Raw genomic sequence first — 13,849 nt, 5'->3', positions numbered from 1 at the left:
TCATTCAAAATAAAACCATGAACATTAAAGAAATCATCCAAAATAAAGTTGCTGAAATCATCGAAACCGTTTTTCAAATTAATGATGTGAATCAGAGAAATAACATCACCCTCGATGTTCAGCAAAATAAATCTGAATTCGAAGGAGACTTTACCATTGTTACTTTTCCGCTGGTCAAAATTTTAAAAAGAAGTCCAGATACTATTGCTATGGAATTAGGCGATGCTTTTACCACCCAGTCAGACTTCGTCGAAAGCTATAATGTGGTTAAAGGATTTCTTAATTTAAAAATTAAGAATAATTTCTTCTTAGAGAATTTCCATTCGGTCGAAGAGAATTTTGATAAAAAAGAAGCAAAAAACCAAACGGTAATGGTGGAATATTCTTCACCAAACACCAATAAACCCCTGCATCTTGGTCATATCCGGAATAACCTTTTAGGATATTCCGTGGCACAGATTTTAAAAGAAGACGGTTATCATGTTATTAAAACCCAGATCATCAACGACCGCGGAATTCATATCTGCAAATCGATGCTTGCCTGGCAGAAATCCGGAACCAACGAAACCCCGGAATCTACCCACCTTAAAGGAGATAAACTCGTGGGCAACTATTATGTCGCTTTTGACAAAGAGTATAAAAAAGAAATTGCGGAATTAGTCGAAAAAGGATACGAAGAAGAAGTAGCCAAAAAACAGGCACCGATCATTTTAGAAGCTCAAAAAATGCTTCTCGATTGGGAGAAAGGTGACGAAACGGTAAAAAACCTTTGGTCAGAAATGAATTCCTGGGTATATGCCGGTTTTTCGCAAACCTACAAAAGGCTGGGCGTTGATTTCGATCAGGTTCAGTATGAAAGCGACACTTATCTTTTAGGAAAAGACTTAATTCAGGAAGGATTAAATAAAGGCGTTTTATACAAAAAAGAAGACGGCTCGGTTTGGTGCGATCTTTCTGAGGAAGGTTTAGATCATAAATTATTGCTGCGTGGCGATGGAACTTCGGTTTACATGACACAGGATTTGGGAACAGCCGTTCAGCGTTTCAAAGAAAATTCAATCCAGAAATTAATTTATACCGTAGGAAACGAACAGGATTACCACTTCGATGTATTGTTCAAAATTCTCAAAAAACTAGGCTATGACTGGGCAGAAAACCTTTTTCATCTTTCTTATGGAATGGTCGAACTGCCGGCAGGCAAAATGAAATCCCGCGAAGGAACCGTGGTCGATGCCGATGATTTAATGCAGGAAATGTATGACACTGCAAAAGAAAAAGCACAAGAACTGGGTAAACTGGAAACTTTATCTGACGACGAAAAAGAAAAATCCTACGAAACAGTTGGCTTAGGTGCACTGAAATATTTCATGCTGAAGGTGGATCCAAAGAAAAAAATGTTGTTTAATCCCGCTGAAAGTATCGACTTTGCTGGGAATACAGGACCATTTATTCAATATACTTATGCCAGAATTCAGTCTTTATTGGCGAAAGCAGATTATAAAAAAACAACCGTTTCCGATTACGAACTCAATGTTTCAGAAAAGGAATTGGTGATGAACCTTTCCAATTTCAAAGAAGTGGTTTCAAGAGCTGCGGAAACGTTGTCGCCGGCCCTCGTAGCGAACTATGTATATGATGTGGTAAAATCATATAACTCCTTCTATCAGAACAATCCGATTCTAAATCAAGAAGACGAAAACGCGAAAAACTTCCGCTTGGAATTATCAGAACTTACTGGTAAAACGATCAAAAAAGGATTGGAATTATTAGGAATAGGAACGGTAAACCGGATGTAGCATTGAGGCGCATTCTCTTGTTTACGACGGTGAGCGCTGTTAGGGCTTCGGGCCCTAACAGCGCTTTGCAATTGCCCCTTCACAAAGGGAATTCCTACCTTTAAACATTATTTTTCAAAATGAACATTGATTTTTCAACCAATAAAATACCATCTCCAACTACTGACTTTGATCAGCGGGTTATTTCTTTTATCAAAGATTGGTTCGATGATTCAGAGACCGTAAAAGTTCAAACTTCAGGCTCAACAGGAACACCGAAAATTTTTGAGATTGAAAAAGAAAGAATGTGGCATTCGGCAAAAATGACCTGCGATATTTTAGGTTTAAAAACTGGTGATTCTGCCCTACTCTGCCTTCCCGTAGAATATATTTCCGGGAAAATGATGGTCGTCCGGGCGATTGAAAGAAAATTAAATTTAGTTATAAAAACGCCATCAATAAATCCGATAAGTGATTTAAATGAAGAAATTGATTTCTGTGCAATGTCTCCGCTTCAGGTTGAAAACTCACTGGAGAAACTCCATTTAATAAAAAACTTGATTATTGGTGGAGCTGCAGTTTCCGAAACTTTGAAGGATAAAATTCGCCAAAGTCTCAAATCTCAAATCTCAAAATCTAAAGTCTATGAAACCTACGGAATGTCGGAAACGCTTTCCCATATTGCTTTAAAAGAAATCTATCCCAACACTGAAGAGTATTTCAAAACTTTAAATGACATTGAAATTTCTTTAGACCGAAGAGGATGCTTACAGATTTCCGCTCCGCAACTTAACCCGGAAACTCTTATCACGAACGACTTAGTTGATATAAAAAACGGTAAAGAATTTAAATTTTTAGGGAGAATTGACAATGTGATTAATTCCGCCGGTTTAAAAATCTATCCCGAACAACTCGAATCATTGGTCAAAAAAGAAATGGATAATGAACTTGTTTTCTTGGGAATTGCAGATGAATTGCTCGGCCAAAAATTAGTTCTGATTATTGAAGGTCAGGAGAATTCAGATCATGTTCAGCGATTAAAAAAAATTGATTATCCTTCAAAAAATCATCAACCTAAGGAAATAGTTTTTATCGCCAAATTTCCGCGAATCCCCAATGGGAAAGTTGACCGTAAAGAATTAACCGAAATTGTTTCCAATATTTTGACGAAATAGTTTACAGTCCTATTATTCCTGATGCTCTTTACTTTGGGCTATTGACTGCATTATCTTTATTCTTTTATCTTTGTTCTTTACTCTTACATCATGAAAGATTTTACCAAAGAAGTCACTTATAAAACTTCCCGCAGCAGTGGCGCTGGCGGTCAAAACGTGAACAAAGTAGAAACTTCGGTAACCGTGATGTGGAATGTAGCAGAAAGTGACTGTTTTTCGATTGAAGCAAAAGAGATGATCTTCAATAAACTCAAAAACCGAATTAACAGTGAAGGAATACTGCAGCTCACGGTTTCTGAAAGCCGTACTCAGCTTCAAAATAAAAAAATCGCAACGGAGAGGATTTTAGAAATAGTCAAAAAATCGTTGTTCATTCCCAAATCCCGAAAAGCAACTAAACCTTCCCGAGCCAAAATTGAGAAAAGAATCAAAGCCAAGAAACAACTTTCTGAAAAGAAGGAAAACCGCAGGTTTAAAGGGGAATAGGTAAAACCATTGTATCATTAAATGATAATTGCAAAGGAAAAAAGCGGGTGGGGTTTTGAAAAAAAGCAAAATCTCGCTGCTCCTGAAAGAATTCTTAAAATTGATTATCTTTGCTGAAATCAAAAAATTATGAGTAAACCGATTACGGAATTTATCGAAAAATATTATCTGCATTTTAATTCTGCAGCTTTGGTAGATGCTTCAAAAGGATATGTTGCCCATTTGAAAGATGGCGGAAAAATGATGATTACCCTGGCTGGAGCAATGTCCACGGCAGAGATTGGAAAAATTTTAGCAGAAATGATCCGTCAGGATAAAGTACATATTATTTCATGTACCGGTGCGAATTTAGAAGAAGATCTAATGAATCTGGTAGCACATTCCCATTACAAACGCGTACCGAATTACCGTGATCTGACGCCGCAGGAAGAATGGGATTTAATGGAAAAAGGGCTGAATAGAGTTACAGACACGTGTATCCCGGAAGAGGAAGCGTTCCGAAGATTACAGCAACATATCGTGGAAATCTGGAAAGACGCGGAAGCAAAGGGCGAGCGGTTTTTTCCACATGAATACATGTACAAAATGATTCTGTCAGGCGTTTTGGAGCAGTATTATGAAATTCCGAGAGAGAACTCCTGGATGATCGCTGCGGCTGAAAAAAACTTACCGATTGTGGTTCCGGGTTGGGAAGATTCCACGATGGGAAATATTTTCTCAAGTTATTGTATCAAAGGTGAATTAAAACCTTCTACCGTGAAATCCGGAATTGAATACATGATGTATTTGGCAGATTGGTACCCTAAGAATTCAGGTGGAAAAGGCGTTGGTTTCTTCCAGGTTGGAGGTGGAATCGCCGGTGATTTCCCAATTTGTGTGGTTCCAATGTTGTACCAGGATATGGAAATGACAGATACGCCATTCTGGTCGTATTTCTGTCAGATCTCTGATTCAACGACTTCTTACGGTTCATATTCCGGAGCAGTTCCGAATGAGAAAATCACTTGGGGAAAACTGGACATTACTACACCGAAGTTTATCGTTGAAAGTGATGCAACCATTTGTGCACCGCTGATGTTCTCTTATATTTTGGAGAATTCTTAAAAAGATAAATTTATAGCGCTGTTAGAAATCGGAGCTCTAACAGCGCTTAAAGATATAATCGCCTCAAATTTTTGGGGCGATTTTTTTGTTTTTTGCTAAGTCGGAAATTGTTATTGCAATTCCAATAAATCAGCTTGGGTAGCGTTTTTAAAAAGTCATTGACGGTTATATTCCCGCGCGGATTTCACAGATTTTTCTATAAATGATATTAGAATAAAATCCTAACTTTATCTTATGAATGACTTATTCAACAAACAGGTTTTCGAAATTATCAACATGATTCCCAAAGGAAGAGTGACCAGTTATGGTGCGATTGCAAAAGCGGTCGGTTATCCGAATCACGCCCGACATGTCGGAAATGCTTTGCGGAATTATGATGAAGATTTCCCAGCACATCGGGTTTGTAATGCATCTGGAAGAATTACGGCCAGCTGTATTCGGGATTTTGTGGGGAAACTAGGAAAAGAAGGCGTAGAAGTGAAAGACGGAAAAATTCAGAATTTCAAAAAGGTGTTTTGGAATCCTTTGGAAGAGTTATAATTCCGGATTCGGGAATAAAAAAAAACCTTGTCAAGGTTTGAAACTCTGACAAGGTTATTAGGAAACGAAAAAAGTCTTTTCTCTTTGTTCTTTTCTCTTTAATCTACTTACTCAACTGCTGGTAACTTCTCTGGATAAAATCAGTCAGGTCTTTTCCTTTCAATAAATTCTGAGACAGTTTAGCCAAGTCTAAAGCGTATTTTATTTTAGAATTTTTATCCTCTGCATCATCAATTTTTAAAATTTCAGAAGCCAATTCACTGTTGGAATTCACGACCAAATTATACATCTCCGGGAAACCGCTCATTCCGAACATTCCGCCACCGCCGGTCGCCTGCATGTCTTTCATTCTGCGCATGAATTCCGGTTGTGTAATTAAAAACGGAGCTTCTGAACTGTCCAAATCTTCAACCTGAACTGAGAATTTCTTGTCGTTTACAGCGTCTTCGATATTTTTCTTCAAAGATTCTTTTTCATCCTCATTCAATTTGGAAATTGCGGTATCTTCTTTTTTAATTAAATTATTGATGTGATCTGCATCAACTCTCGCAAAAGAAATTTTGTCTTTCGACTGCTCTAATTTCTGAATCAAATGCGGCACAATTGGAGAATCTAAAAGCAACACTTCATAACCCTTATCGTTTGCAGACTGAATGTAACCATGCTGTTCATCGGCATTTGTCGCGTACAAAATAATAAAGTTTCCGTCTTTATCCGTTTGCATTGGTTTTACTTTCTCTTCCAGTTCAGACCACAGATAATATTTTCCGTCAGTAGTTGGGTATAATGCAAACTTGTCGGATTTATCAAAGAATTTATCTTCTGAAATCATTCCGTATTCGATCACGATTTTGATGTCGTTCCATTTTTTCTCGTAATCTTCGCGGTTTTCATTAAATAAAGAAACCATTTTGTCGGCTACTTTTTTAGTGATGTACGAAGAAATTTTCTTCACCGCACCGTCCGCCTGCAAATAAGAACGGGAAACGTTCAACGGAATATCCGGAGAATCGATGACACCGCGCAACAGCATTAAGAAATCTGGCACAATTCCTTTCACCTCATCGGTTACATAAACCTGATTTTGATACAACTGGATTTTATCCTTTTCGATATTCAAACCGTTGGTTAATTTCGGGAAATAAAGAATTCCGGTTAAATTAAACGGATAATCAACATTCAAATGAATATTAAATAAAGGCTCTTCGAATTGCATTGGATACAGCTCGTGGTAGAATTCTTTATAATCCGCGTCACTCAGTTCGCTTGGCGCTTTGGTCCAGGCTGGAGTTGGATTATTGATGATATTATCGACTTCTACCGTTTCTGCTTTTGCATCTGCTGCTGCATCTTCCGGCAAAGGCAACGTTTCTTTTTTCATTCCAAATTTAATCGGAACAGGCATAAATTTGTTATATTTCAATAACAGTTCGCGGATTTTGGACTCTTCTAAAAATTCGATAGAATCATCAGCAATGTGAAGAATGATTTCCGTTCCTCTGTCAGTTTTATCAGTTGTTTCTTCTAAAGTAAATTCAGGACTTCCGTCGCAGATCCACCGAACCGCCGGTTCATCTTTGTAGGATTTGGTAACGATTTCCACTTTTTCTGCAACCATAAATGCAGAGTAAAATCCAAGACCGAAATGACCGATAATTCCAGAATCTTTTGCCGAATCTTTATACTTTTCCAAAAATTCTTCGGCACCCGAAAAGGCAACCTGGTTGATGTATTTCTCAACTTCCTCCGCGGTCATCCCAATTCCCTGATCGATAATGCGGAGTGTTTTTGCTTCTTTATCAATTTTAACTTCGATTTTCGGTTGTCCGTAATCGGTTTTAATTTCACCAATGCTTGTCAGATGTTTCAGTTTTAAGGTCGCATCCGTTGCATTAGAAATCAGTTCACGTAAAAATATTTCGTGATCGCTGTACAAAAACTTTTTAATTAAGGGAAAAATATTTTCCACCGATACATTAATATTTCCTTTTGTCATGTTAATTGATTTTTAAATTATGCAGTTGAGTTCTCAAATAAAACACCAATCTCCTCAAAGTGACACATTGTCAATTTTTTTGGGCAATCCCCTCGCCAAAGCTTTCCCACCGCTCGGGTCGGGCTATCCACTGCAACTCCTCGAGCCATTTCTTTCCCCACGCTTTCTGCGGGGTTTCCGTTTCTATCCCTATTGCAGCGCGGGATTTCAAAATTACCAAAAATTTAAAAAAAACAGGATGAAGCCCACCTCTATTGAAGAAAATAATTTTCAAACAATTATTCCGCTCTTCACATTCACAAAAAAAGACAGCAAAAAATGCTGTCTTTAATAATCGAAAGATTCGTGACTGAAAAAGTTAAAAGCTGATGGCTTACCATCTCTTAGTCTATCCTCTCTTAGTCTATTGTCTATTAGTCTATCGTCTAACCCTTCTTATTTTTAATCTCTTCTCTGATTTTGCCTTCCAGTTCATCAGAAAGTTCAGGATTGTCTTTCAACATATCTCTTACCGCATCACGTCCCTGACCTAATTTGGTATCACCATAGCTGAACCAGGATCCGCTTTTCTTCACGATTCCCATCTCCACTGACGCGTCCAAAATTTCACCGGTTTTAGAAACTCCTTCACCGTACATGATATCGAATTCAGCAATTTTGAATGGAGGCGCTACTTTATTTTTCACAATCTTCACTTTCACACGACTTCCAACCGCCTCATCACCTGTTTTAATCGGCGCACTTGCTTTTCTGATATCAATCCTTACGGATGCATAAAACTTCAACGCATTCCCACCTGTAGTCGTTTCAGGGTTTCCGAACATCACTCCAATTTTTTCTCTCAACTGGTTAATGAAGATTACGGTACATTTTGTTTTGGAAATAGTGCCTGTTAACTTTCTTAAAGCCTGTGACATCAATCTTGCGTGAAGCCCCATTTTGGAGTCGCCCATTTCACCTTCGATCTCCGCTTTCGGCGTCAAGGCTGCTACAGAGTCGATCACTACGATATCCACAGCGCCGGAACGGATTAAATTATCCGCAATTTCTAACGCCTGCTCCCCATTATCCGGTTGTGAAATAATAAGATCATCTAAGTTAATTCCCAACTTCGATGCATAATGACGGTCGAAGGCGTGCTCTGCATCAATAAATGCGGCGATACCTCCTAATTTTTGCGCTTCTGCGATGGCGTGTAGCGTTAAAGTTGTTTTACCAGAAGATTCCGGGCCATAAATTTCAATGACTCTTCCTCTTGGGTAACCGCCCACTCCTAAAGCTAAATCAATTCCTAAGGATCCAGACGGAATCACTTCAATAGAAGTATCCGCAGATGCATCTCCTAAGGTCATCACAGTTCCTTTTCCGTAGGTTTTATCTAGTTTCTCAAGCACCAAAGCCAGTGCTTTTTTCTTATCTTCGATACTGCTCATTTGTAAAATTATTTTTTCAAAAATACGAATTTAAAATTTGAAAAAAATGCCTAAAAAAAATAAAGTTTACTTTTTTTAAAAAGTTTTTGAAAAATAATTGTTCGATAAGAAAAATTTTTCTAGATTTGCACCACCAAAATAAAGACAGACCCATGGTGTAACGGTAGCACTTCGGTTTTTGGTACCGCCAGTTGGGGTTCGAATCCCTGTGGGTCTACAAACAAGTACTGTTAATCAGTACTTTACTATTATCAGGGACTAAATCAGGGACTAATGTTCCTGATTTTTTTAGTTTCCAAATAAAATACTTTTAATTTCCGGTAATATTTCTACGGATTTTTAAAGGTTCGTTAACATAACGCTACTTTAATATATGGTGCTTCTATTTTATTAAATAACATAGTTTTCAGTCAACAAAAAATTGCTTTAAATAAGGGCAGATTTAGCGAATCAACCACTCTTTTTGCGATTTAGTTCAACATCATAAAAGGTACTAGTCTTGCTATCAATACTTTTGTGCAGCCACGAAATACCTAATAATTTTAAATTCGATATCTTTATATCTAATTATCAGCACTGTATGAAGTGGAGCGCAAAATTAATTACACATCGAAACCAAGATAGAATTGCGGTAATTTTCGATAAAGATGAAGAGTTGATCCGACGGATAAAACTAATTAATGGAGCGCGATGGAGTCAGCAGAAAAAACTATGGCATATCCCAGACACGCGAGAAAATAGAGAAAAATTCCAAATCACACAGAAACAAGACACCACACTTTCGGAAGATGGACAACAACATCTAAATCAATTCATCCGGTGGCTCTCGTCGAAAAGATATAGCCCAAATACAATCAAAACTTATTCTGAGGCATTAAGATCATTTCTCGTTTATTACCAAGCTAATGCTATTTGCGAACTAACCAACGCACATGTACTTGATTTTAATAACGATTACATTTTGAAAAAAAAATTATCCGCATCTTACCAAAACCAAGTTATTAGTGCTATCAAATTATACTTTAGAACAATACGTAAAACAAAAATAGAAGTAGATAAAATTGACCGACCCAAAAAGCCTAAAACATTACCAAATGTTTTGAGTAAAGAAGAAGTAAAGAATATATTGGAAGCACATGCCAATATGAAACACAAAATGATGCTTTCCTTAATTTATAGTTGTGGTTTGCGCTGCAGTGAGTTACTACAATTACGACCACTGGACATTGATTCTAAAAGAAATATTGTTCTGATTAAGCAAGCAAAAGGAAAAAGAGATAGAATTACGCCATTGTCTCCAAAGATTTTAGAATTATTAAGAACCTATTACCAACTTTACAAACCAAAAACGTATTTATTTGAAGGTCAAGAACCAGGTACTATTTATTCTGCAAAAAGCCTTCAAAGTGTATTAAAACAAGCATTAGAAAAATGCAATATAAAAAAGCCAGTTACCTTACATTGGTTACGGCATAGTTATGCCACGCATTTATTGGAAAGCGGAACTGACTTGCGTTACATTCAGGAATTACTTGGGCATAACAGCAGTAGAACAACAGAAATTTACACCCATGTAAGCACGAAAAGCTTACAGCACATAAAAAGTCCGTTTGATGATTTGTAATGGAAAAAAATATATCTTAGTGATTCGAAATAAGTCCTACGACTATCAGACAAATCCCTACCAAACACGTTGTATTTGTCTGACGAAGTAAGACATATAAATAAGTTACCCGTCATTTTAAACAAAAGCAGTTTTGAATATAAAAACCCAGTTCTTATTCCTAATTTTATCACTGTCACTTTGCTCAAATTTTCATGCACAAAGTTATGAGCCAGCAACAGATGGAGAAAATCTGCTGAATCAAAAAATCGAAAAATATAAAGATGTAGATTCTCTTAATTACAATTCGCCCTTAAAGGCAATGCGCCAAAATAGAGAATTGACTTACGAAGTTTTGCGAAGCGAAGGAGATTGGTCAATTGCTAATAAAGTAACTAAAGTTTTCGGAACAGGCGGAGTAAATATTTACAATTTTAAAGATAAAAAAACTAAGAAAACTTTAAAGATTGAATATAATATTACGAAGCACATATATAGAGACGAATATTTGAAAAATTATATAAAGTCGGAAATCAGAAAGATCACTATATTTTTTGACAGTGATGAAAAGGCAGATTTCGCGAAAATCTATGAAAATCAATATGATAGTGGAAAGGTTCTCTCGAGTGAAATATACTTTTTAAACTTATCAGGAAATAGTGAAATTTATCAAAGCGGGCCTACAAGAGATTTCCATAAAGAGATTTTTGAGATAATAAAAAATTATAAAAACTAGAAAAAACGTCGGGTAACAAAGTATTTCTACAAGCGGGTATGAAGTTTTCATCGAAGATTTTAGCGATTAATCTAGTTTTTTAGCAAGTATAAAGATTTCGTACTTTTAGCCCGCCTGCAGAAATACCCGGCCGTTAGCCGCAATTTTATGAACGATTCTACAAAATTAATGTATGGATTTTGGAATTTCAATCTTGACTTTTGGAAAGGAAATTCTTTTAAATATGATGATGTAAGAATATTCGACACAAATGTTCTAATTGTAGATACTTCTGCAATGAATCCCGAATTTTATTATATGTCAACTAAGCAAAAGAAGACTATTAGAAATCATTGGATTAATGCTTTGCCACATCTAAAAGACGTTGAATATTTAATGACAACCCACCAAATTGATCAAGAATTTTTTGATGCAATTTGTCAAATGAAGCAACTTAAAGGTTTATATATTAAATGGGGAAAAGTTGAATCAATTCTAAACCTCCAAAATCTTCAAAATTTAGAACACTTATATTTTGGAAGTAATCCAAGATTAAAATCTTTAGATGGAATTGAAGGTTTAAAAAAGATTGAATATCTTCAAATAGAGAATTTTCTATCACTTAATGACTTTTCTAAAATAGGCGAATTAAAATCTTTAAAAAGTTTTGTTATAACTGGTTCTGTAAATAGTCCAGTAACTAAAATGAATGATTTATATTTTTTAGAAAAACTAGAACACTTAGAAGAAATAGTTCTTGGAATTTCATTAGTAAATAAAGATACTACTCCATTACATAGATTTTCAAAAATTGAAAGATTAATTCTTCCAACACAAATCGAAAAAAAACTGTTTAAAGAAATCAGCGAAAATAAAAAAAACTGCGGCTAACACGCTATTTCTATTAGCGGGGTTGAAGTTTACATCATGAAGATTTTCGCTAATTTTTCTTTCTGTTATATTTACAAAAACCAATTATAATAATCCCCGCCAACAGAAATACCCAACCGTTAGCCGTCATTTAAAAAAAAGCACGTTCCTAAATAGAAATACATGAAAACATTAATTACTCTTTTGACGCTTTTTATTTTATCAAGTTGTAATTTTAATAGTACTTATCAAAATCGTGAAAATGATAAAATTGATGCTGAAAAAATCACACACAAATTTTATTATTCCCAAACTTATGGAAACAAAAATGACGCTCTAAACCTTTTCAGTGAAAAATTTTTTGCAGTAACAAACAGAGATAAATTGAATGAAATGATTTCAAGTTCTGAAAATGATTTTGGAAAAATTACTGAATATAATCTTAAAAATTGGGAAACGTTAATAGTTAAAGGCAGCAATCCTAAAAGCGAATATCTTCTGACCTACGATGTAAGAAGAGAAAAGGAACCAACGCAAGAAACTTTTTCAATGATTAAAGAAGACGGAATAATTAAAATTATCGGTTATAGAATTACAAAATTATACTGATATAAAACGACGGCTAACATGCTATTTCTATTAGCGGGGTTGAAGTTTACACCATAGAGATTTTTGCTAGTTGTTCTTTTTGTTATATTTACAAAGACTTGTTATAAAAATCCCCGCCAACAGAAATACCCAACCGTTGGCGGTAATTTGAAGAAACGATTAACAACGAAAAATATTTAAGAAAATGAAGCTATAAGTAACTGTAAGGTTGAATAAGAATTGAAATACCCTTTCCAACGCAAAATAGAAAGGGTAAGTTTTAATATTAAAAAATTAGAAAATGACACAATTACAAATGATTGACAAAACAAAGTCAATAGCTCAAAATGATAAAAATATTTCTGCTGTATTTATGTACGGGTCATTTACCAAAAATGAAGGAGATAAATATTCAGATATTGAATTCTACATCTTCTTAAAGGACAAAGAATATTTTTCGGCTGGAAATTGGGTAAGTCAAATTCATCCTTTGGCATTATATTTTACCAACGAGTATGGAAGTGACGTTGCTATTTTTGAAAATATGGTAAGAGGGGAGTTTCACTTTATGACAAACGACCAAATGGAAGTTATCAAATCGTGGGACGGTTTGGTAGAGTTTAGCGACTTTGACAAAATGATTTTAGTAGATAAAGAAGGCTTATTGACTAACACTCTCGAAGAAATAGAAACTAAAATACCTGACCGAACAACAAATAAAAATATCTTGTGGTTGAGTCAATCATTGTTGAATGTTTTACTGACAACAAGCAACTTAATTAAACGACGAGAATTTGCTCACGCTTACCAAAGTTTATCAAACACTCAGAAATACTTACTTTGGCTAATCAGAATTGAGACATCTGAAACCAAACATTGGGAAAGTCCAACAAAAAGTTTGGAGAAAGACATAGACCAAGATTGGTATTCGTTATTTCAGCAGACTACAACTAAATTAGAGCCAATAGATATAAAAGCAGCTTTTAAAAAGTCATTAGAACTTTCGAGAGAATTGTTTGATAAATTGAAAGTTGAAACAAAATTAAAGGAATTATTAATGAAGATTGAATAGAAAAACTACCGCCAACAGCACCTACCCAAAAGTGGCGGTTCAGTGGTTAAATCAAGCTTTGTGCTTCTATCAAAGTTTGTGCTTGGTTGACAGTGAATCGCTTCGAAATCGCCACCTTCGAGTAGCTGCGAACCGTTGTACGCAATTGCTCGCCCCCGTTATCTGATAAATAGGATTAAAATTCAAAATGGAAGCGGAAAGAGTTAAGGGATGTAAAAGAGAATCTTTTTCGTCAAGCCTTGCAAAGTTGGATTTGCTGAAAGTTTACTTTCAAAGCGGAGCCGCTTAAAAGGCTTGCCAAAGTTATAAGAAAAAATTGATAAAGTCAAGTTTTTTATTATGTAACTGACTTAACTCTAAAGTGTTGCAGGAATTTTAACGCTGAGATTTTATAAAGCTGCGCCTATCATTACGGTCTGATAGGAGACAATTTTCTAAAATCATTTATCCGGATTCCGAAGTCGGCAACTGTAAACTGTTTTTGTTATCTTA

At 35.6% G+C, this 13,849-nt stretch carries 12 protein-coding genes and 1 tRNA gene; 11 read left to right on the top strand and 2 right to left on the bottom strand.

The annotated features are described in order from the left end of the window. Positions 1 to 17: 17 nt before the first annotated feature. The 5 genes from argS (at position 18) to QGN23_RS11440 (ending at position 5,080) form a co-directional block, all read left to right on the top strand. The gene (gene argS / locus QGN23_RS11460) at positions 18 to 1,796 is read left to right on the top strand and encodes an arginine--tRNA ligase (RefSeq protein ID WP_282904435.1); all 1,779 of its coding nucleotides are present in this window, start codon (positions 18 to 20) and stop codon (positions 1,794 to 1,796) included. A 119-nt stretch (positions 1,797 to 1,915) separates the two neighbouring features. Next, the gene (locus QGN23_RS11455) at positions 1,916 to 2,950 is read left to right on the top strand and encodes an AMP-binding protein (protein WP_282904434.1); all 1,035 of its coding nucleotides are present in this window, start codon (positions 1,916 to 1,918) and stop codon (positions 2,948 to 2,950) included. A gap of 90 nt (positions 2,951 to 3,040) precedes the next feature. Beyond that, positions 3,041 to 3,436: an alternative ribosome rescue aminoacyl-tRNA hydrolase ArfB gene (arfB, locus tag QGN23_RS11450; protein WP_282904433.1), complete on the top strand. Its 396-nt coding sequence runs from the start codon at positions 3,041 to 3,043 to the stop codon at positions 3,434 to 3,436. Between the two features lie 129 nt (positions 3,437 to 3,565). Further along, positions 3,566 to 4,540: a deoxyhypusine synthase family protein gene (locus QGN23_RS11445; RefSeq protein ID WP_282904432.1), complete on the top strand. Its 975-nt coding sequence runs from the start codon at positions 3,566 to 3,568 to the stop codon at positions 4,538 to 4,540. Positions 4,541 to 4,774: 234 nt separating this feature from the next. Next, positions 4,775 to 5,080 carry an MGMT family protein gene (locus QGN23_RS11440; RefSeq protein WP_282904431.1) on the top strand — a complete coding sequence of 102 codons (306 nt, stop codon included), beginning with the start codon at positions 4,775 to 4,777 and terminating at the stop codon, positions 5,078 to 5,080. Between the two features lie 103 nt (positions 5,081 to 5,183). Here QGN23_RS11440 and htpG read toward each other — a convergent pair whose 3' ends face one another. Further along, complete coding sequence (gene htpG, locus QGN23_RS11435) at positions 5,184 to 7,076, bottom strand: molecular chaperone HtpG (RefSeq protein WP_282904430.1); 1,893 nt, start codon at positions 7,074 to 7,076, stop codon at positions 5,184 to 5,186. Positions 7,077 to 7,501: 425 nt separating this feature from the next. Continuing rightward, a complete protein-coding gene (recA, locus tag QGN23_RS11430; RefSeq protein WP_282904429.1) occupies positions 7,502 to 8,509 on the bottom strand; it encodes a recombinase RecA in 1,008 nt (335 codons plus the stop codon). Positions 8,510 to 8,655: 146 nt separating this feature from the next. Between recA and QGN23_RS11425 the strand changes: the two genes are divergently transcribed. The 6 genes from QGN23_RS11425 to lnu(I) all read left to right on the top strand — a co-directional run bounded on the left by QGN23_RS11425 (position 8,656) and on the right by lnu(I) (position 13,357). Then, positions 8,656 to 8,726: transfer RNA gene (locus QGN23_RS11425), tRNA-Gln, on the top strand. Between the two features lie 363 nt (positions 8,727 to 9,089). Continuing rightward, positions 9,090 to 10,133, top strand: a complete 1,044-nt coding sequence (gene xerA / locus QGN23_RS11420) for a site-specific tyrosine recombinase/integron integrase (protein WP_282904428.1) — start codon at positions 9,090 to 9,092, stop codon at positions 10,131 to 10,133. Between the two features lie 133 nt (positions 10,134 to 10,266). Then, the gene (locus QGN23_RS11415; protein WP_282904427.1) at positions 10,267 to 10,848 is read left to right on the top strand and encodes a hypothetical protein; all 582 of its coding nucleotides are present in this window, start codon (positions 10,267 to 10,269) and stop codon (positions 10,846 to 10,848) included. Between the two features lie 147 nt (positions 10,849 to 10,995). After that, positions 10,996 to 11,718, top strand: coding sequence for a leucine-rich repeat domain-containing protein (locus QGN23_RS11410; protein ID WP_282904426.1), 723 nt, complete (start codon positions 10,996 to 10,998; stop codon positions 11,716 to 11,718). Between the two features lie 162 nt (positions 11,719 to 11,880). Continuing rightward, on the top strand, positions 11,881 to 12,306 hold the full coding sequence (locus QGN23_RS11405; protein WP_282904425.1) for a hypothetical protein: 426 nt from the start codon (positions 11,881 to 11,883) through the stop codon (positions 12,304 to 12,306). A 280-nt stretch (positions 12,307 to 12,586) separates the two neighbouring features. Next, complete coding sequence (gene lnu(I) / locus QGN23_RS11400) at positions 12,587 to 13,357, top strand: lincosamide nucleotidyltransferase Lnu(I) (protein WP_282904424.1); 771 nt, start codon at positions 12,587 to 12,589, stop codon at positions 13,355 to 13,357. The last annotated feature ends 492 nt before the right edge of the window (positions 13,358 to 13,849 follow it).

It is taken from the genome of Chryseobacterium gotjawalense, assembly GCF_030012525.1.
In the GTDB taxonomy this organism is placed as follows: domain Bacteria; phylum Bacteroidota; class Bacteroidia; order Flavobacteriales; family Weeksellaceae; genus Kaistella; species Kaistella gotjawalense.
The sequence above is the reverse complement of the archived record's forward strand: the minus strand, read 5'-3'. Positions and strand labels throughout refer to the sequence as shown.

Bases quoted from the DNA above. Each gene is read 5' to 3' on its own strand.
- argS (WP_282904435.1), top strand. From the start codon at position 18: ATGAACATTAAAGAAATCATCCAAAATAAAGTTGCTGAAATCATCGAA.
- QGN23_RS11455 (WP_282904434.1), top strand. From the start codon at position 1,916: ATGAACATTGATTTTTCAACCAATAAAATACCATCTCCAACTACTGAC.
- arfB (WP_282904433.1), top strand. From the start codon at position 3,041: ATGAAAGATTTTACCAAAGAAGTCACTTATAAAACTTCCCGCAGCAGT.
- QGN23_RS11445 (WP_282904432.1), top strand. From the start codon at position 3,566: ATGAGTAAACCGATTACGGAATTTATCGAAAAATATTATCTGCATTTT.
- QGN23_RS11440 (WP_282904431.1), top strand. From the start codon at position 4,775: ATGAATGACTTATTCAACAAACAGGTTTTCGAAATTATCAACATGATT.
- htpG (WP_282904430.1), bottom strand. From the start codon at position 7,076: ATGACAAAAGGAAATATTAATGTATCGGTGGAAAATATTTTTCCCTTA.
- recA (WP_282904429.1), bottom strand. From the start codon at position 8,509: ATGAGCAGTATCGAAGATAAGAAAAAAGCACTGGCTTTGGTGCTTGAG.
- xerA (WP_282904428.1), top strand. From the start codon at position 9,090: ATGAAGTGGAGCGCAAAATTAATTACACATCGAAACCAAGATAGAATT.
- QGN23_RS11410 (WP_282904426.1), top strand. From the start codon at position 10,996: ATGAACGATTCTACAAAATTAATGTATGGATTTTGGAATTTCAATCTT.
- QGN23_RS11405 (WP_282904425.1), top strand. From the start codon at position 11,881: ATGAAAACATTAATTACTCTTTTGACGCTTTTTATTTTATCAAGTTGT.